Source organism: Pseudoduganella namucuonensis, from assembly GCF_900116645.1.
GTDB classification, from domain to species: Bacteria; Pseudomonadota; Gammaproteobacteria; order Burkholderiales; family Burkholderiaceae_D; genus Rugamonas; species Rugamonas namucuonensis.
Genome location: NZ_FPBO01000006.1, coordinates 190376 through 208223, shown reverse-complemented (window position 1 = coordinate 208223; position 17848 = coordinate 190376). Strand labels below are relative to the sequence as shown.

At 64.3% G+C, this 17848-nt stretch carries 17 protein-coding genes and 2 tRNA genes; 14 read left to right on the top strand and 5 right to left on the bottom strand.

The window, feature by feature from the left end:
- Positions 1 to 20 precede the first annotated feature (20 nt).
- Positions 21 to 797 carry an SDR family oxidoreductase gene (locus BM436_RS08975; protein ID WP_093555162.1) on the top strand — a complete coding sequence of 259 codons (777 nt, stop codon included), beginning with the start codon at positions 21 to 23 and terminating at the stop codon, positions 795 to 797.
- A 21-nt stretch (positions 798 to 818) separates the two neighbouring features.
- Here the strand turns inward: BM436_RS08975 and BM436_RS08970 are convergent, their stop codons facing one another.
- The gene (locus BM436_RS08970) at positions 819 to 1379 is read right to left on the bottom strand and encodes a LuxR C-terminal-related transcriptional regulator (RefSeq protein WP_093555161.1); all 561 of its coding nucleotides are present in this window, start codon (positions 1377 to 1379) and stop codon (positions 819 to 821) included.
- Between the two features lie 99 nt (positions 1380 to 1478).
- Between BM436_RS08970 and BM436_RS08965 the strand changes: the two genes are divergently transcribed.
- A complete protein-coding gene (locus BM436_RS08965) occupies positions 1479 to 2177 on the top strand; it encodes a CoA transferase subunit A (protein WP_093555160.1) in 699 nt (232 codons plus the stop codon).
- Positions 2178 to 2187: 10 nt separating this feature from the next.
- Positions 2188 to 2838, top strand: a complete 651-nt coding sequence (locus BM436_RS08960) for a CoA transferase subunit B (RefSeq protein WP_093555159.1) — start codon at positions 2188 to 2190, stop codon at positions 2836 to 2838.
- Between the two features lie 60 nt (positions 2839 to 2898).
- Here the strand turns inward: BM436_RS08960 and BM436_RS08955 are convergent, their stop codons facing one another.
- Together BM436_RS08955 and BM436_RS08950 are read right to left on the bottom strand one after the other, a co-directional pair.
- Entirely contained in the window at positions 2899 to 4218 is a 1320-nt protein-coding gene (locus BM436_RS08955) for a dicarboxylate/amino acid:cation symporter (RefSeq protein WP_229489790.1), read from the bottom strand.
- 152 nt (positions 4219 to 4370) lie between these two features.
- On the bottom strand, positions 4371 to 5165 hold the full coding sequence (locus BM436_RS08950; protein WP_093555158.1) for a 3-hydroxybutyrate dehydrogenase: 795 nt from the start codon (positions 5163 to 5165) through the stop codon (positions 4371 to 4373).
- Between the two features lie 114 nt (positions 5166 to 5279).
- On the opposite strand from BM436_RS08950, the gene BM436_RS08945 reads away from it, so the two are divergent.
- The 3 genes from BM436_RS08945 to BM436_RS08935 are packed head-to-tail and all read left to right on the top strand — an operon-like array spanning position 5280 to position 8838.
- The gene (locus BM436_RS08945) at positions 5280 to 6167 is read left to right on the top strand and encodes an alpha/beta fold hydrolase (protein ID WP_093555157.1); all 888 of its coding nucleotides are present in this window, start codon (positions 5280 to 5282) and stop codon (positions 6165 to 6167) included.
- A 25-nt stretch (positions 6168 to 6192) separates the two neighbouring features.
- Positions 6193 to 6543 (top strand): RidA family protein, encoded by a 351-nt coding sequence (locus tag BM436_RS08940; protein ID WP_093555156.1) that lies wholly within the window; start codon positions 6193 to 6195, stop codon positions 6541 to 6543.
- Between the two features lie 42 nt (positions 6544 to 6585).
- Positions 6586 to 8838, top strand: a complete 2253-nt coding sequence (locus BM436_RS08935) for a RelA/SpoT family protein (RefSeq protein WP_093555155.1) — start codon at positions 6586 to 6588, stop codon at positions 8836 to 8838.
- A gap of 91 nt (positions 8839 to 8929) precedes the next feature.
- Here BM436_RS08935 and BM436_RS08930 read toward each other — a convergent pair whose 3' ends face one another.
- Positions 8930 to 9877, bottom strand: coding sequence for a cation diffusion facilitator family transporter (locus tag BM436_RS08930; RefSeq protein ID WP_093555154.1), 948 nt, complete (start codon positions 9875 to 9877; stop codon positions 8930 to 8932).
- A 5-nt stretch (positions 9878 to 9882) separates the two neighbouring features.
- Positions 9883 to 10341: a cache domain-containing protein gene (locus tag BM436_RS08925; protein WP_177307068.1), complete on the bottom strand. Its 459-nt coding sequence runs from the start codon at positions 10339 to 10341 to the stop codon at positions 9883 to 9885.
- 109 nt (positions 10342 to 10450) lie between these two features.
- Between BM436_RS08925 and BM436_RS08920 the strand changes: the two genes are divergently transcribed.
- The 8 genes from BM436_RS08920 (at position 10451) to pheT (ending at position 17698) form a co-directional block, all read left to right on the top strand.
- Positions 10451 to 10527 (top strand) — tRNA-Val (locus BM436_RS08920).
- 62 nt (positions 10528 to 10589) lie between these two features.
- A tRNA-Val gene (locus tag BM436_RS08915) sits at positions 10590 to 10666 on the top strand.
- A gap of 205 nt (positions 10667 to 10871) precedes the next feature.
- Positions 10872 to 12779, top strand: a complete 1908-nt coding sequence (gene thrS / locus BM436_RS08910; RefSeq protein ID WP_093555152.1) for a threonine--tRNA ligase — start codon at positions 10872 to 10874, stop codon at positions 12777 to 12779.
- A 54-nt stretch (positions 12780 to 12833) separates the two neighbouring features.
- Positions 12834 to 13355: a translation initiation factor IF-3 gene (gene infC / locus BM436_RS08905; RefSeq protein ID WP_093555151.1), complete on the top strand. Its 522-nt coding sequence runs from the start codon at positions 12834 to 12836 to the stop codon at positions 13353 to 13355.
- A gap of 198 nt (positions 13356 to 13553) precedes the next feature.
- Entirely contained in the window at positions 13554 to 13751 is a 198-nt protein-coding gene (rpmI, locus tag BM436_RS08900) for a 50S ribosomal protein L35 (protein ID WP_057262756.1), read from the top strand.
- Between the two features lie 25 nt (positions 13752 to 13776).
- On the top strand, positions 13777 to 14136 hold the full coding sequence (gene rplT, locus BM436_RS08895; RefSeq protein WP_093555150.1) for a 50S ribosomal protein L20: 360 nt from the start codon (positions 13777 to 13779) through the stop codon (positions 14134 to 14136).
- A gap of 104 nt (positions 14137 to 14240) precedes the next feature.
- On the top strand, positions 14241 to 15257 hold the full coding sequence (gene pheS / locus BM436_RS08890) for a phenylalanine--tRNA ligase subunit alpha (protein ID WP_093555149.1): 1017 nt from the start codon (positions 14241 to 14243) through the stop codon (positions 15255 to 15257).
- 14 nt (positions 15258 to 15271) lie between these two features.
- The gene (gene pheT / locus BM436_RS08885; protein ID WP_093555148.1) at positions 15272 to 17698 is read left to right on the top strand and encodes a phenylalanine--tRNA ligase subunit beta; all 2427 of its coding nucleotides are present in this window, start codon (positions 15272 to 15274) and stop codon (positions 17696 to 17698) included.
- Positions 17699 to 17848 lie beyond the last annotated feature (150 nt).

Genomic DNA, 17848 nt, shown 5'->3' with positions numbered 1-17848 from the left:
ACCGATACAGGAGTAGCGCCGTGGGCATAGAAGTCAATTTTGAGGGGAAAATCGCGCTGGTGACGGGCGCGTCCAGCGGACTCGGCGCCCGCTTCGCCAAGGTGCTGGCGCAGGCGGGAGCCCAGGTGGTGCTTGCCTCGCGCCGGATCGACCGGCTGAAGGAGCTGCGCGCCGAGATCGAGGCGGACGGCGGCGCCGCCCACGTGGTGGCGCTGGACGTGACCGACTACGCCAGCATCAAATCGGCCATCGCGCACGCGGAGACGGAGGCGGGCCAGATCGACATCCTGGTCAACAACTCGGGTGTGTCTACCACGCAACGCCTGGTCGACGTCACGCCCGACGACTACTCCTTCATCATGGACACCAACCTGCGCGGCGCCTTCTTCGTGGCGCAGGAAACGGCCAAGCGCATGATCGCGCGCGCCAAGGGCGACCCCAAGAAGCAGCACCGCATCATCAACATCGCGTCGGTGGCGGGCCTGCGGGTGCTGCCGCAGATCGGCGTGTATTGCATGAGCAAGGCCGGCGTGGTGCAGATGACCAAGGCCATGGCGGTGGAGTGGGGCAAATACGGCATCAACACCAACGCCATCTGCCCCGGCTACATCTCGACCGAGATCAACGAGGATTACTTCGCCAGCGAGCAGGGCCGCAAGCTGGTCGACCTGCTGCCGCGCCGCCGCCCCGGCAAGCCGGAGGACCTGGACGGCCTGCTGCTGCTCTTGGCCGGCGAGGACTCCCACTTCATCAACGGCGCGGTCATCTCGGCCGACGACGGCATGACGGCCATGTAGCAAAGAGGGCCCAAGCCCTCTCTACAGGTGCAGGCCCACCAGCTTGTGCACCAGTTCCGACGAGGTGGCCGCCTCGAACTTGCGCATCAGGCGGGCGCGGTGCATTTCCACCGTGCGCGGACTCAGGTCCACCTGGCGCGCGATCAGCTTGCTGGTCTTGCCCTCCACCAGCAGCGCGGCGATCTCCCGCTCGCGCGGCGTCAATTCCGCCGTCACCGGCCGCTTCTCGCTCACATCCTCGAAGGTCCAGATGCCCGGCCCCAGCGGCTCGTTGGCCCTCAGCGCGTGGCCCGTCACGTGGCACCAGAACAGTTCGCCGTTCGCGCGGCGCATGATGCGCTCGTCCGAATAGCGGCCCTTGGCGTTCATGATGGGGATGATGCGGTCGCCGGTGCGCACGAACTCGTCGACCGTCGGGTACAGCTGGCAGAACGACAGGCCGTCCAGTTGTTCGCGGCTGTAGCCGAACATGGCGGCCAGCGCCGCGTTGCAGGCCTGGATGATGCGGTTCTCCGAAATGCACATGCCCACCGGGGCTTGCTGGAAAATCGTCTCGTAGTCGATCGTGCGTGTCTCGGTCATCGTTGGTATTTCTACTGTATTGTGCTTTTGTAGGGCGTATTCTATTCTGGTACGCCATCTGGACAACAGTGCAAGCTTAACAAAAGACGAGGGACACCTATGAATAAAGTTTATCCCGATGCCGCGGCCGCGCTGGCGGGCATCATCGAAGATGGCCAGACCATCGCAGTCGGCGGCTTCGGCCTGTGCGGCATCCCGGAGGCGCTGATCGGCGCGCTGCGCGACACCGGCGCCAAGCAGCTGACCGCCATCTCCAACAACGCCGGCGTGGACGGTTTCGGCCTCGGCCAACTGCTCGAGACGCGCCAGATCCGCAAGATGGTCGCGTCCTACGTGGGCGAGAACAAGGAATTCGCGCGCCAGTACCTGGCCGGCGAACTGGAGCTGGAATTCACGCCGCAGGGCACGCTGGCCGAGAAGCTGCGCGCCGGCGGCGCCGGCATCCCGGCATTCTTCACCAAGACCGGCGTCGGCACCATCGTCGCCGACGGCAAGGAGATCCGCGAGTTCGATGGCGAACAGTACGTGATGGAGCGCTCGCTGGTGGCCGACGTGTCGCTGGTGAAGGCGTGGAAGGCCGACAAGGCCGGCAACCTGGTGTACCGCAAGACCGCGCGCAACTTCAATCCCAACGTGGCCGCCGCGGGCAAGATCACCGTCGTTGAAGTCGAGCAGTTGGTGGAAATCGGTGAGATCGATCCGGACGAAGTGCACACCCCGGGCATTTTCGTGCATCGCATCGTCGTCAACGCGACGCCGGAAAAACGCATCGAACAGCGCACCGTGCGCGCCAACTGAGGAGACGAACATGGCATGGACTCGTGATGAAATGGCCGCGCGCGCGGCCAAGGAACTGCAGGACGGTTTTTATGTGAACCTGGGCATCGGTTTGCCCACGCTGGTGGCCAACTATGTGCCGTCCGATATCGAGGTGTACCTGCAGTCGGAGAACGGCCTGCTGGGCATCGGCCCGTTCCCCACCGACGAGGAGGTGGACGCCGACCTGATCAACGCCGGCAAGCAGACCGTGACGGCGCTGCCCGGCTCGGCCTTCTTCAGCTCGGCCGATTCCTTCGGCATGATCCGCGGCGGCAAGATCAACCTGGCGATCCTGGGCGCGATGCAGGTGTCCGAGCACGGCGACCTGGCCAACTGGATGATCCCCGGCAAAATGGTCAAGGGCATGGGCGGCGCGATGGACCTGGTGGCCGGCGTCAAGCGGGTGGTGGTGCTGATGGAGCACGTGGCCACCGCCAAGGACGGCAGCACCTCGCACAAGCTGCTGAAGAAATGCGACCTGCCGCTGACCGGCGTGGGCGTGGTGGACTTGATCATCACCGACCTGGGCGTGCTGGAAGTGACGCCCGGCGGCTTGAAGGTGACCGAGCTGGCGCCCGGCGTGACGCGCGAGCAGGTCGCCGCCGCCACCGGCACCGAGCTGGATTTCTCGGCGCTGTGATCCTTCAGGCATAAAAAAACGGCACGCCTCGGCGTGCCGTTTTCGTTTGGGGCCGCGGTGTTACGCGGCGACCTTGACTGGAGCCGGTTGCGCGGCGGGCGCTTCGGCCGTCGTGTTCGCCGGGCTCGGGTTGGCCAGTTCGCGGTGCATGGTTGCCATGTCCAGCTCGCCTTCCCACTTCGACACCACCATGGTGGCCACGCCGTTGCCGACGAAGTTGGTCAGCGCGCGGCATTCGCTCATGAAGCGGTCGATGCCCAGGATCAGCGCCATGCCCGCCACCGGGATGGTCGGCACCACGGCCAGGGTCGCGGCCAGGGTGATGAAGCCGGCGCCGGTGATGCCGGACGCGCCCTTCGAGGTCAGCATCGCCACGCCCAGGATGGTCAGTTCCTGCATCAGGGTCAGCTCGGTGTTGGTGGCCTGCGCCACGAACAGGGCGGCCATGGTCATGTAGATGTTGGTGCCGTCCAGGTTGAAGGAGTAGCCGGTCGGGACCACCAGGCCCACCACTGGCTTGGAGCAGCCCAGTTTTTCCAGTTTTTTCATCAGCGAGGGCAGGGCGCTTTCAGACGACGAGGTGCCCAGCACGATCAGCAGTTCCTCTTTGATGTAGGAGATGAACTTGACGATGGAGAAGCCGGTCATCTTGGCGATCACGCCCAGCACGACGAACACGAACAGGAAGCAGGTCAGGTAGAACGAGCCCATCAGGAAGGCCAGCGGCTTCAGCGAGGCGACGCCGTATTTGCCGATGGTGAAGGCCATGGCGCCGAACGCGCCGATCGGGGCCAGCTTCATCACCATGTTGACCATGCCGAAGATGGCGTGGGCGATGTCGTCGATGAACTTGGCCACCGGGCGGCCGCGCTCACCCATCATGGACAGCGCGAAACCGAACAGGATGGCGATCAGCAGCACCTGCAGGATGTCGCCCTTGGCGAAGGCGTCCACGATGGTGTTCGGGATGATGTTCATCACGAAGTCGGTGGTGGTCTGGGCCTTGGCCTTTTCCGTGTACTGGGCGATGGACTTGACGTCCAGGGTGGCCGGGTCGGCGTTGAAGCCGTCGCCGGGGCGCAGGATGTTGGCGACGAACAGGCCGATCACCAGCGCGAAGGTGGACACCACCTCGAAGTACAGCAGGGCCTTGCCGCCGACGCGGCCGATTTTCTTAACGTCCTGCATGCCGGCGATGCCGGATACCACGGTGCAGAAGATCACCGGCGCGATGATCATCTTGATCAGCTTGATGAAGCCGTCGCCCAGCGGTTTCATGGCCACGGCGTCGGTGGGGAAGTACATCCCCAGCAGCACGCCGCAGGCGATGGCGAAAAGTACCTGTATGTACAGGACTTTGTAGAATGGTTTTTTCATGATCTGGTCCCCATTGATGTAGTGAATGGGGCCGATCATGAGGGAAAATAACGCTGTGGACTATTGTGGCAATCACTATTGAGGTTAACCACAATGTGGCGATCACGTAGACGAAATGCTACCCCGCCACGGCCGCGGAGGTCATCGCGCGGACGTCATTGCGCCACCCAGCCGCCGTCCATGTTCCACGCCACGCCGCGCACCTGCTTGGCCGCGTCGCTGCACAGGAACACCGCCAGCGCGCCCAGCTCCTCGGGCGTGACGAACTCGCCCGACGGCTGCTTGTCGGCCAGCAGCGCGCGCTTGGCCTCCTCGTTGCTCAAGCCCTCCTTCAGCGCGCGCGCGTCGACCTGCTTTTGCACCAGCGGCGTGAGCACGAAGCCGGGGCAGATCGCGTTGGCCGTCACGCCGGTCTGCGCGGTCTCCAGCGCGGTCACCTTGGTCAGGCCCACCAGGCCGTGCTTGGCCGCCACGTAGGCCGACTTGCCGGCCGAGCCCACCAGGCCGTGCGCCGACGCCAGGTTGATGATGCGGCCCCAGTTCTTGGCGCGCATGTGCGGCAGCGCCAGGCGCGAGGTGTGGAAGGCCGAGGTCAGGTTGATGGCGATGATGGAGTCCCATTTCTCGACCGGGAAGTCCTCCACGTTGGCCACGTGCTGGATGCCGGCGTTGTTGACCAGCACGTCGATGCCGCCGAAGCGGTCCTTGGCGAAGGCGAACAGGGCCTCGATCTCGCCGGCCTTGGACATGTCGGCGTTGTGGTAGGCGGTCTGCACCTTGAATTCGCGCGCCACGTCCTGCTGCAGCTGCGCGATCTCGGTGCTGTCGCCGAAGCCGTTGAACACGATGTCGGCGCCTTGCGCGGCCAGCGCGCGCGCCATGCCCAGGCCGATGCCGGAGGTGGACCCGGTCACGAGGGCGGTCTTGCCGATGAGGAGGGAACTGGTCATGGATTGGTCCTTGAAGAGATGGGCGGGTTGTCTATGGGGAAAAGCCTGAGCTACACTTCCCTAGGATTTTAAGCGTAACCCTGTAAAATGTCGCATTGAAAAAAAGGAAATCGCATGCTTGAAGCCAAAATCAAGTCTGTCCAGTGCATCTCGCCCAGCGGCCTGCACCGGATGGCCTACAAGGAATGGGGCGCCGAGGACAATCCCAACGTGCTGCTCTGCGTGCACGGCGTGACCCGCGTTTCCGACGACTTCGACAACCTGGCGCGTGCGCTGGCCGGCGACTACCGGGTGGTGTGCCCGGACGTGGTCGGCCGCGGCCGCTCCGGCAAGCTGCGCAATCCCCAGCTGTACCGGCTGCCGCAATACGTGGCCGACATGGTGACGCTGATCGCGCGCGTGCTGGCCAACGGCGAGCGCCAGAGCGTGGACTGGTTCGGCACCTCGATGGGCGGCCTGATCGGCATGGGCCTGGCCTCGCTGCCGGACAGCCCGATCGGCAAGCTGGTGCTCAACGACATCGGCCCGGTGCTGGACCCGGTGGCGCTGCAGCGCATCGGCGACTACATCGGCCAGGACCTGCGCTTCCCGAGCTTCGAGGCCGGCGCCAAGTTCGTGCGCGACGTGTCGCTGCCGTTCGGCGAGCACAGCGACGACGAGTGGCGCAAGCTGGCCGCCGACGTGCTGGTGCGGGACGAGCGCGACGGCCAGTGGGTGCGCCACTACGACATGGGCCTGGCGCTGCCGTTCCGCTCGGCCACGCCGGAGTCGGCCAAGGCCGACGAGGCGGGGCTGTGGGCCGCGTACGACGCGATCCGCTGCCCGACCCTGCTGGTGCGGGGACAACAATCCGACCTGCTGTCGCGCGCGACGGCGGAAGACATGACGCGGCGCGGGCCACAAGCCACGCTGGTGGAGATACCGGACGTCGGTCACGCTCCCACCTTCCTCCATGACGACCAGATCGCCATCGCGAGGAAGTTTTTACTCAACCCGAATTGATCAACAACAGAAAGAAACACCTAGCATGGAAATCAAACGACTGCACGTGGGCAAGCGCCTGTCCGAAATCGCCATCCACAATGGCACCGTCTACCTGGCCGGCCAGATCGCCGACGATCCCACCCAGGACATCGTGGGCCAGACCCAGCAAGTGCTGGCCAGCGTGGACCGCCTGCTGGCCGAGGCGGGCAGCGACAAGACCTGCATCCTCAGCACCCAGCTGTTCATCACCGACATGGCGCTGTTCCCCGGCCTGAACGAAGTGTGGGACACCTGGGTCGCCCCCGGCCACACGCCGCCGCGCGCCACCGTGGAAGCCAAGCTGGCCAACCCGGCCTGCCTGGTCGAGGTGGTGGTGGTCGCAGCCCAGCGCTGATTCGCTTTCGCATCGTATAGAGCTTTATAAGCAAGAGGTTTCATGGTTTCTATCGCAGCGCTGAACAGCGCAACGTCGGACCAGCTGGTCCAGGGCCTGTCCGCCGAAGACGGCGCGCGGGTCCTGGCCGCGCTCGACCAAGCCAGCGAGGCGTATGGCGACAAGACCTGCAGCAGCGGCCAGAGCGCCTTCGACTTCGCCGTGGGCGTGGCCGGCACGCTGGCCTTCCTGCGCATCGACGCGGAGACCCGCATCGCCGGCCTGATGTTCGAACTGACCCTGCTCGACCCCGAGCAGGCCCCGGCCATCGAGCCGCGCTTCGGTCCCGCCGTGGCCGAACTGGTGAGCGGCGTGCGCCAGCTGATACGGCTGCGCGAGCTGACCCAGACCCAGCCGGCCGGCGCCGGCCCGGGACGCGGCAAGAACGCGGCCCAGCAGGCCGTGGCGCAGGTGGAAACGCTGCGCAAGATGCTGCTGGCGATGGCCTCCGACATGCGCGTGGTGCTGGTGCGCCTGGCGTCCTGCGTGACGACCCTGCGCTACTTCGCCGACAACAAGCGCTTCGACGAATTGACGCGCGCCTACGGCCGCGAAACGCTGGACCTGTACGCGCCGCTGGCCAACCGGCTCGGCATCTGGCAGCTGAAGTGGGAGCTGGAGGACCTGGCGTTCCGCTTCATCGAGCCGGAGACGTACAAGCGCATCGCCAAGATGCTGGAGGAAAAGCGCATGATGCGCGAGGGCTTCGTCACCTCGTCGATCACGCGCCTGCAATCGGAGCTGGCCGCGGCCGGCATCCAGGCCGAGGTGTTCGGACGGCCCAAGCACATCTACAGCATCTGGAGCAAGATGCGCGGCAAGGAGCTGGACTTCACGGAACTGTACGACGTGCGCGCCTTCCGCGTCATCGTGGCCGACGTGAAGACCTGCTACACGGTGCTCGGCGTGGTCCACAACATCTGGACCCCGATCCCCAAGGAATTCGACGACTACATCTCGCGGCCCAAGCCCAACGGCTACCGCTCGCTGCACACGGTGGTGACGGCCGACGACGGCCGCCCGCTGGAGGTGCAGATCCGCACCCAGGAGATGCACAACTTCGCCGAGTACGGCGTGGCCGCGCACTGGCGCTACAAGGAGGAGGGCGGCTCCAACTTCCAGGGCCAGAAGTACGACGAGAAGATCGCCTGGCTGCGCCAGCTGTTGGCCTGGAAATCGGACGTGGCCGAATCCGTGGTCGGCCAGGAGGAGATCCAGCGCGAGTGGGTGGAGAAGCTCAAATCGGCCGCGCTGGACGACCGCATCTTCGTGCTCACGCCGCAGGCGCGGGTGCTGGAACTGCCGGTGGGCGCGACGCCGATCGACTTCGCCTATCACCTGCACAGCGACGTCGGCCATCGTTGCCGCGGCGCGCGGGTGGACGGCGTGATGGTGCCGCTGAACACGCCGCTGCGCAACGGCCAGACCTGCGAGATCATCACCGCCAAGGGCGCGCCCGGCACGGCGGGCCCGTCGCGCGACTGGCTCAATCCCGAATATACGGTCAGCAGCCGCACGCGCTCCAAGGTGCGCGCCTGGTTCCACGCGATCGACATGCAGGAGACGCTGTCGCACGGCCGCGCGCTGGTGGAGAAGTCCCTGCAGCGCGAGGGCAAGACCGCCGTCAGCCTGGAGGCGCTGGCCAACAAGCTGGGCTTCGCCAAGGTGGACGACCTGTTCCTGTCGGTGGGCAAGGACGAGTTCAGCCTGCGCCACGTGGAGCAGGCGCTGCACGACGGCGGCGAGCCGGCCGTGCCGGAGGACGCGGTGGTGGTCGGCAAGAGCCGCGCCTCCAGCGTGGAGCAGGGCGCCAAGTCCGGCGTGCTGGTGGTGGGCACCGAGGGCCTGATGACGCAGCTGGCCAAGTGCTGCAAGCCGGCGCCGCCGGACAGCATCGTCGGCTTCGTCACGCGCGGCAAGGGTGTGTCCATCCACCGCTCCACGTGCAAGAACTTCGCCGAGATGCGCGCCAAGGCGCCGGAGCGGGTGATCGTGACGGAGTGGGGGCGTTCGGTGTCGGACACGGTGTACCCGGTCAGCATCTTCGTGCTGGCGGGCGACCGCCAGGGCCTGCTGCGCGACATCTCCGAGGTGTTCTCGCGCGAGAAGCTCAACGTCATCGGCGTCAACACCGCCAGCGCCAAGGGCCAGGCGCGCATGACCTTCACCGCCGAAATCGGCTCCACGGCGCAGCTGCAAAAAGCCCTGTCCGCGATCTCCGAGGTGGGCGGCGTGCTCGAGGCCCGCCGCGCCTAAAGCGGGCTGGGCGGCATTCGGGGCCGCCCCCCAATGGGGCTTGATTCCGCCCACTGTCGACGCCGCTTTGGGGTCTGACCCCAAAGCGGCGTCAGCCGTGGGCGGGTTGGCCGGCGGCTTCGGGTTGCAGGGTGACGTGGTCGATGCCGTGGCGGGCCAGCAGCATGGCCTTGATGGCCGCGAGGATGGCCGGCCATTGTTGCAGGTCCGCGATCTCGACGTGGCCAATCAGCGCCGGCTGCCCCGGCGACATGGCCCAGACGTGCAGGTCGTGCACCGACAGCACGCCGGCGATCGCCTCCAGCTCCGCGCCCACTTTCACGTAATCGATCTGCTCGGGCACGCCCTCCATCAGGTGGTGGTAGGACTCCTTCAGGATGCCGAAGGTCGATTTCAATATCAGCAGCGACACCAGCACCGACAGCAGCGGGTCGATTCGCATCCAGCCCGTGTACCAGATCACGGCGCCGGCGATCAGCGCCGCGATCGAGCCCAGCAGGTCGCCCAGCACGTGCACCAGCGCGGCGCGCGTGTTCATGCTTTCCTTGTCGTGCGACAGCACCCAGGCCACCGCGAGATTGATGGCCAGGCCGATGCCCGCCACCACGAACACCGTGCCGCCCCGCACTTGCGGCGGCGCGGCGAAACGCTGCGCCGCCTCGAACACGATCCACGCCACCACCGCCAGCATGGCCAGCCCGTTGACGAAGGCGGCCAGCGCCTCGGCGCGGCCGAAGCCGAAGGAGTAGCGCGCCGACGGCGGCCGCTTGGAAATCAGTTGCGCCAGCAGCGCCAGGCCCAGCGACGCGGCGTCGGTGGCCATGTGACCGGCGTCCGAGATCAGCGCCAGGGAATTGGCCATGAAGCCGGCCGCCACCTCGACGCAGGCGAAGCCCAGGGTCAGCGATAGCGCCCAGCCCAGCACCTTCAGGCTGCGCCCGCGCGTGTAGTGCTGGTGCCGCGCGTCCCCCGCGCGGTGGGCGTGCAGGTGGGCGGGGTCGGTGGCGCGCGGCGCGGCGCTGGCGGTGTCCTGGCGCATGGGTCTTAGCGGTAGGTGCCGGCGCTGATCACGTACAGGCCGACTTGGCGGAAGTAGGCCGACTTGACCTGCATGCGCCGGGTGGCGGGATGTATCCATTTATAGTCCACCGGACCCTGCTGGCCCTTGGCGGCGCGGTCCAGGATCTCGCGGATGTAGTATTTGTCGTCGTCGTCGCGGTAATCGTAGATGTTGACGCCGACCAGCCGCGGCAGCGCGCCGTGCGCCATCACCTTGCCGTGCAAATCGTAGATCGCTATATACAGGTCGCGGTAGGTGAAGCGTCCCTTGGGATTGCTCACTTCGAAGAAGGTCTTCTCGGGACCCTCGTCGATCAGGTGGGCGGCGGTCTTGTCGATCAAGGCGAGGGCTTCCTCGCGCGTGCCGTGCTCGGCGGCCCATGCATCCACACCCGCGCCCAGGCAGAGCAGGGCGCTTGTTAAAAATGTGATCAAAAATTTCATACAGTTGCTCTTTTGTAAGACCGTTCGACTATAGCACATGGTCCCGGGGCAATGTTTTTACATTAGACCCTTGTTTTTGTGGTTTTCCCTCTCTATAATGCGAGTCCTCGGGCGGTTAGTTCAGCTGGTTAGAATACTTGGTCGACATCCAAGGGGTCGCAGATTCGAATTCTGCACCGCCCACCAGAACATGTAGTAAGATGGTTTTAGCGGTAGTAAAGAGCTTTAAAGAGTTTTAGCAGCACCACGGGCGGTTAGTTCAGCTGGTTAGAATACTTGGTCGACATCCAAGGGGTCGCAGATTCGAATTCTGCACCGCCCACCACCAACACTATGTAAGAGCGAGAAAGGCAAACCGGTTATGACACCGCGAACTACTACCAAGGTTAGTAAGTAACGCTAGTCACCGGCTTTCTTTAGCTCATCACATTGAAGAAAAACGCGGCTAGCCGCGTTTTTTTTCGTCCGTCTTTTCCCTTAAAATCCCGTTTCACCCACTTTTCCGGCGTTTACGCCGATTGGAGAGCATGATGGTTGCAGTCCGACTTCCCGATGGTTCCGTGCGTCAGTTCGACGCCCCAGTGACGGTGGCCCAGGTCGCCACCAACATCAGCACCAGCCTGGGCAAGGCCGCGCTGGCCGGCAAGGTCGACGGCAAGGTGGTCGACACCTCCTTCCTGATCGAGAGGGACGCCGACGTCGCCATCGTCACCGACCGCGACCCCGAGGGTCTGGACGTGATCCGCCACTCCACCGCCCACTTGCTGGCCTACGCCGTCAAGGAGCTGTTCCCGGACGCGCAGGTCACCATCGGCCCGGTGATCGAGAACGGCTTCTACTACGATTTCTCGTACAAGCGCCCGTTCACGCCGGACGACCTGGCGGCGATCGAAAAGAAAATGGCCGAGCTGGCCAAGAAGGACGAGCAAGTCACCCGCAAGGTGCTGCCGCGCGACGAGGCGGTGGCCTACTTCAAGTCCATCAACGAGCACTACAAGGCCGAGATCATCGCCTCGATCCCGTCCAACGAGGACGTGTCGCTGTACAGCGAGGGCGCGTTCACCGACCTGTGCCGTGGTCCGCACGTGCCGTCCACCGGCAAGCTGAAGGTGTTCAAGCTGATGAAGCTGGCCGGCGCCTACTGGCGCGGCGACTCCAAGAACGAGATGTTGCAGCGCGTGTACGGCACCGCCTGGACCAAGAAGGAAGACCAGGAGCAGTACCTGCACAACTTGGAGGAGGCCGAGAAGCGCGACCACCGCAAGCTGGGCAAGCAACTGGACTTCTTCCACTTCCAGGACGAGGCGCCGGGCCTGATCTTCTGGCATCCGAAGGGCTGGGCGATCTGGCAGCAGGTGGAGCAATACATGCGCCACAAATACGTGGTGAACGGCTACCAGGAGGTGAAGGCGCCGCAGATCCTGGACCGCACGCTGTGGGAGAAAACCGGCCACTGGGAAAACTACCGCGAGAACATGTTCTCCACCGAGTCCGAGAACCGTTCCTACGCGCTCAAGCCGATGAACTGCCCGGGCCACGTGCAGATCTACAACTCGGGCATGAAGTCCTACCGCGACCTGCCGCTGCGCTACGGCGAGTTCGGCCAGTGCCACCGCAACGAGCCGTCGGGCGCGCTGCACGGCGTGATGCGCGTGCGCGGCTTCACCCAGGACGACGGCCACATCTTCTGTACCGAGGAGCAGATCGAGGCGGAGGTGACGGCCTTCCACGCGCAGGCGATGGAGGTGTATGACGATTTCGGCTTCGAGAACATCGACGTCAAGATCGCGCTGCGTCCGGACAACCGCATCGGTTCCGACGAGGTGTGGGACACCGCCGAGGAGGCGCTGCGTTCGGCGCTGCGCGCCTGCGGCGTGACCTGGACCGAGTTGCCGGGCGAGGGCGCGTTCTACGGTCCGAAGATCGAGTACCACCTGAAGGATTCGCTGGGCCGCCCTTGGCAGGTCGGCACCATGCAGGTCGACTTCTCGATGCCGGGCCGCCTGGGCGCCGAGTATGTCGCGGTCGACAACACGCGCAAGGTGCCGGTCATGCTGCACCGCGCGATCGTCGGTTCGCTGGAACGCTTCATCGGCATCCTGATCGAGAACTACGCCGGCGCGCTGCCGATGTGGCTGGCGCCGGTGCAGGTGTCCATCCTGAACATCTCGGACGCGCAGGCCGATTATGTGCAGGATGTGGCCGCGAAGCTGCGTAAACAGGGCTTCCGCGTGCAGACCGATTTGCGGAACGAGAAGATTACGTATAAAATACGCGAACATTCCGTCCAAAAACTGCCGTACATCCTCGTGGTGGGCGACAAGGAACGGGATGCCAACACTGTGGCCGTGCGGGCGCGTGGCAATGTCGATCTGGGCGTGATGTCCATCGACGCCCTGGTTGACCGACTCCAACAAGACGTCGCAACCAAAGCCTGATCCGAGGAAACTCGCATACCGGCCATTCATCCAGATTTTTAAAGGAAAACGACTATAGCTACTGACAAGTCGCATCGCATCAATGGCGAAATTACCGCTCCCGAAATGCGTTTAAGCGGAGTGGAAAACGAACCGCTCGGTATCGTGAGCCTGGCCGAAGCCTTCCGCCTCGCGGAAGAAGCGAACGTCGACCTGGTGGAGATCGCCCCGACGGCGGTTCCACCGGTGTGCCGTCTGATGGACTACGGCAAGTTCAAGTATTCGGAGCAGAAAAAGGCCCACGAAGCGAAATTGAAGCAGAAGATCATCTCCGTGAAGGAAGTCAAATTCCGTCCCGGCACCGATGATGGCGATTACAATATCAAGCTGCGCAACCTCATCAAGTTCCTCGATGAAGGCGACAAGACCAAGATCACGCTGCGCTTCCGCGGCCGTGAGATGGCGCACCAGGATATCGGTTTCCGTATGCTTGAACGTCTGAAGGCCGACCTCGAGCCCTATGGCCAGGTCGAGCAGTTCCCGAAGATGGAAGGCCGCCAGATGATCATGGTTCTGGCCCCCAAGAAGAAAAAATAAGCTACAATAGCGGACTGCGTGGCGGGTGTTCTCACCCGCCCGCGCCGTTTTGCGCAGAATTTGCCGGGTCACCGGCAAAATGTAGTGGCCCCGCAGCGGGCCGCTGCATCAACAAGTGAAAGCAGGCCTCTAAGCGCGACGTAGTGTTGCCACCTGCAATCCTGTTACTTTGGAGCTAGCCGAAAGGCTAGATGTGTTATGCCAAAAATGAAGACCAAAAGCTCCGCGAAGAAGCGTTTTCGCGTGCGTCCAGGTGGTACCGTTAAATCGGGCATGGCTTTCAAACGCCACATCCTGACCAAGAAAACCACCAAAAACAAGCGTCAGCTGCGTGGTACCCGTAACATCAACGCGTCGGACGTCACGTCCGTGCTGCGTATGATGCCATCCGCTTAATCTCACACTCATCTAAGGAGCTAATATGCCTCGAGTAAAACGTGGGGTTACTGCGCGTGCCCGTCATAAAAAAGTACTGAATCTGGCCAAGGGTTACCGTGGTCGCCGCAGCAAGGTATACCGTATTGCCAAGCAAGCAGTCATGCGCGCCGGCCAGTACGCCTACCGCGATCGCCGTAACAAGAAGCGCGTCTTCCGTCGTCTGTGGATCGCCCGTATCAACGCCGCTTCCCGTGAGCATGGCGTGACGTACAGCGTGTTCATGAACGGCCTGAAGAAGGCGAACATCGAGCTGGACCGTAAGGTTCTGGCCGATATGGCAGTGATGGACAAGCCGGCCTTCGCCGCGATTGTCAACACCGTCAAAGCACAACTCGCCGCCTGATCGCAGCGAGCTATGCGTGGCGCCGCCGCAGGGCGGCGCATGAGAGCGGGGCAAGGTGTGAACCTGTGCCCCGTTTTTAATTTCCACGACAGGATTACCGCATCATGAATTCCCTGGAAGAACTCGTCGTCTCGGCCCGTGCTGACTTTATCGCCGCCGTGGACGCTGCCGCACTAGAAAACGCCAAAGCCCAGTACCTGGGCAAGACCGGCCAGATCACCGAAATGATGAAGGGCCTGGGCAAGCTCGACCCGGACGCCAAGAAGGCGCAGGGCGCGCTGATCAACGCCGCCAAAGTGCAGATCGAGGCCGCGCTGACCGCGCGCCGCGACGCCATGGCCGAAGCCCAGCTGCAATCCCGTCTGAACGCCGAGGCGATCGATGTCACCTTGCCAGGCCGCGGCCGCGCCGGCGGTGGCCTGCATCCGGTGATGCGCACCTGGGAACGCGTGGAAGAGATCTTCCGCTCCATCGGCTTCGACGTGGCCGGCGGTCCCGAGATCGAGACCGACTGGACCAATTTCACCGCCTTGAACAGCCCGGAAAACCATCCGGCGCGCTCGATGCAGGACACCTTCTATATCGACGGCGACGACAGCACCGGCAAGCCGCTGCTGCTGCGCACGCACACCAGCCCGATGCAGGTGCGCTACGCGCGCACCCACACGCCGCCGATCAAGGTGATCGCGCCCGGCCGCACCTACCGCGTCGACAGCGACGCCACCCACTCGCCGATGTTCCACCAGGTCGAGGGCCTGTGGATCGCCGAGGACATCAGCTTCGCCGACCTGAAGGGCGTGTACCTGAACTTCGTCAAGGCCTTTTTCGAGACCGACGACCTGCAAGTGCGTTTCCGTCCCTCGTATTTCCCGTTCACCGAACCGTCGGCCGAGATCGACATCGCGTTCGGCAGCGGTCCGCTGAAGGGCCGCTGGCTGGAGGTGTCCGGCTCCGGCCAGGTGCACCCGTCGGTGGTGCGCAATTTCGGGCTCGATCCCGAGCGCTTCATCGGTTTCGCGTTCGGCTCCGGCCTCGAGCGCCTGACCATGCTGCGCTACGGCATCAACGACCTGCGCCTGTTCTACGAAGGCGACCTGCGCTTCCTGAAACAGTTCAACTAATACGGTAGACGACTATGCAATTCTCTGAAAACTGGCTGCGCACCCTGGTTGATCCGAAGATGACTTCGGACGAACTGGCGCATCTGCTGACCATGTCCGGCCTGGAAGTCGAGGAAGTGGAGCCGGTCGCCCCGCCGTTCAACAACGTGGTCGTGGGCCACGTGCGCGAGATGGCCAAGCACCCGAACGCGGACCGCCTGAACGTGTGCCAGGTCGACGTCGGCACCGGCACCTTGCTCAACATCGTGTGCGGCGCGCCCAACGTGCGCCCGGGCCTGAAGGTCGTGTGCGCGATGGCCGGCGCCGTGCTGCCGCCCGGCGCGGACGGTAAGCCCTTCGAAATCAAGGTCGGCCAGCTGCGCGGCGTGGAATCGCAGGGCATGCTGTGCTCGGCGAAGGAATTGAAGCTGTCGGAGGAGGGCGCCGGCCTGATCGAACTGCCGGACGACGCCCCGGTCGGCCAGAACTTCCGCGACTACTACGCGCTGAACGACCTCAAATTCACCATCAAGCTGACCCCGAACAAGGCCGACTGCCTGTCCGTGCTGGGCGTGGCGCGCGAAGTGTCGGCGCTGACCGGCACGCCGCTGCACGCGCCCGCGTTCCGCGCCGTGCCCGTCACCAGCGACGAGGTGCTGCCGGTGAAGGTGTCGGCGCCGGACCTGTGCGGCCGTTTCAGCGGCCGCGTGATCCGCGGCCTGAACGCCAAGGCGGCGACGCCGGACTGGCTCAAGCAGCGCATCGAGCGCAGCGGCCAGCGCTCGGTGTCCGCGCTGGTGGACATCTCCAACTATGTGATGCTGGAACTGGGCCGTCCGACCCACGTGTTCGACCTGGCCAAGATCCACGGCGGCCTGGACGTGCGCTGGGGCAAGGCCGGCGAATCGCTGAAGCTGTTGAACGGCAACACCATCGCGGTCGATGAATGGGTGGGCGTGATCGCCGACGACAAGGAAATCGAATCGCTGGCCGGCATCATGGGCGGCGACGCCACCGCCGTCTCGCTGGACACGGACGCGATCTACCTGGAGGCGGCGTTCTGGTGGCCCAACGCCATCCAGGGCCGCGCCCGCAAGTACAACTTCTCCACCGACGCGGCGCACCGCTTCGAGCGCGGCGTCGACTACGCCACCACGGTCGAGCACATCGAGCGCATCACCGCGCTGATCGTCGAGATCTGCGGCACCGCCACCACGCAAGTGGGCCCGGTGGACGACCATGTGGTCAACCTGCCACAGCGCCAGCCGGTGCGCATGCGCACGGCGCGCGCCCAGAAGGTCATCGGCGTGCCGCTGACGGACGAGCTGATCGCCGACATCTTCACGCGCCTGGCGCTGCCGTTCACGCTGGACGACGGCGTCTTTTCGGTGACCGCGCCTTCCTACCGTTTCGACATCGAAATCGAGGAAGACTTGATCGAGGAAGTGGCCCGCGTCTACGGTTTCGAGAACATCCCGGCCGTGGCCCCGGTGGCGCCGAACACCATGCGCATCGCGCCCGAGAACACCCGTTCGCTGTTCGCCGTGCGCCACCAGCTGGCCGATTTCGGCTACCAGGAAGTGGTCAACATGAGCTTCGTGGAAAGCCAGTGGGAACTGGACTTCGCCGGCAACGACAACCCGATCAAGCTGCGGAACCCGATCGCCAGCCAGATGAGCGTGATGCGCTCGACGCTGATCGGCGGCCTGCTGGCCAACGTGCGCTACAACCTCAACCGCAAAACGAACCGCGTGCGCGTGTTCGAAGTGGGCGCCATCTTCAAGCGCGACGGCGGCGTGTCCGACGGCGCGCTGACGGTGGCCGGCTACGACCAGCCGCAGCGCGTCGCCGCGCTGGCCTACGGCCCGGTGGCGGACGAGCAGTGGGGCCAGGGCAGCCGCGCCGTCGACTTCTTCGACGTCAAGGCCGACCTGGAGCAGCTGTTCGCGCCGCAAACGCTGCGCTTCAGCAAGACCGCCCATCCGGCGCTGCATCCGGGCCGCTCGGCCTCGGTGGAGCTGGACGGCAAGGTGATCGGTTTCATCGGCGAGCTGCACCCGCGCTGGTTGCAGAAATACGACCTGCCGCAGGCGCCCGTGCTGTTCGAGGTCGATGCAATTGCCTTGCAGCAACGAAATGTGCCAAAATACAGCGAGATCTCCAAGTTCCCCGGCGCCACGCGCGACCTGGCGCTGGTGGTCAAACAGGAGGTGCCGGCGCAGGACCTGCTGGACTCTTTTGCTGCTGCGCAGAAAGTAAATCCGCAAGGCAAGCTTGTGCAAGCCATTGTTTTGTTTGATGAATATCGCGGCAAGGGCTTGGAGGCGGACGAAAAATCGCTTGCTTTCCGCTTTAGCTTGCAAGATACTCAAAACACCCTGCAGGACGATGTGGTGGATGCCGTGATGGCCGCGCTGGCCGAGGCGGCCGCGCAAAAACACGGCGCGAAACTGCGGGCTTGATAGAGGCCGACGTAACCGGGGTCAGACTCGCGATGCCTGTCGCGGGCCAGCATCGGCGGCTTGTGGCGCGGAGGGTCTGACCCCAGACCCCGCAATATTTTTTAGGTTGGGTGGCAAAATTAACAATAACGACGTCGAAACCGCTGTACT

Excerpts from the sequence above, each read along its gene's own strand:
- BM436_RS08945 (WP_093555157.1), top strand. The coding sequence starts at position 5,280 with ATGCTTGAAGCCAAAATCAAGTCTGTCCAGTGCATCTCGCCCAGCGGC.
- BM436_RS08970 (WP_093555161.1), bottom strand. The coding sequence starts at position 1,379 with ATGACCGAGACACGCACGATCGACTACGAGACGATTTTCCAGCAAGCC.
- BM436_RS08960 (WP_093555159.1), top strand. The coding sequence starts at position 2,188 with ATGGCATGGACTCGTGATGAAATGGCCGCGCGCGCGGCCAAGGAACTG.
- pheS (WP_093555149.1), top strand. The coding sequence starts at position 14,241 with ATGAATTCCCTGGAAGAACTCGTCGTCTCGGCCCGTGCTGACTTTATC.
- thrS (WP_093555152.1), top strand. The coding sequence starts at position 10,872 with ATGGTTGCAGTCCGACTTCCCGATGGTTCCGTGCGTCAGTTCGACGCC.
- rplT (WP_093555150.1), top strand. The coding sequence starts at position 13,777 with ATGCCTCGAGTAAAACGTGGGGTTACTGCGCGTGCCCGTCATAAAAAA.
- BM436_RS08930 (WP_093555154.1), bottom strand. The coding sequence starts at position 9,877 with ATGCGCCAGGACACCGCCAGCGCCGCGCCGCGCGCCACCGACCCCGCC.
- BM436_RS08935 (WP_093555155.1), top strand. The coding sequence starts at position 6,586 with ATGGTTTCTATCGCAGCGCTGAACAGCGCAACGTCGGACCAGCTGGTC.
- BM436_RS08925 (WP_177307068.1), bottom strand. The coding sequence starts at position 10,341 with ATGAAATTTTTGATCACATTTTTAACAAGCGCCCTGCTCTGCCTGGGC.
- BM436_RS08940 (WP_093555156.1), top strand. The coding sequence starts at position 6,193 with ATGGAAATCAAACGACTGCACGTGGGCAAGCGCCTGTCCGAAATCGCC.
- pheT (WP_093555148.1), top strand. The coding sequence starts at position 15,272 with ATGCAATTCTCTGAAAACTGGCTGCGCACCCTGGTTGATCCGAAGATG.
- rpmI (WP_057262756.1), top strand. The coding sequence starts at position 13,554 with ATGCCAAAAATGAAGACCAAAAGCTCCGCGAAGAAGCGTTTTCGCGTG.
- BM436_RS08965 (WP_093555160.1), top strand. The coding sequence starts at position 1,479 with ATGAATAAAGTTTATCCCGATGCCGCGGCCGCGCTGGCGGGCATCATC.
- BM436_RS08950 (WP_093555158.1), bottom strand. The coding sequence starts at position 5,165 with ATGACCAGTTCCCTCCTCATCGGCAAGACCGCCCTCGTGACCGGGTCC.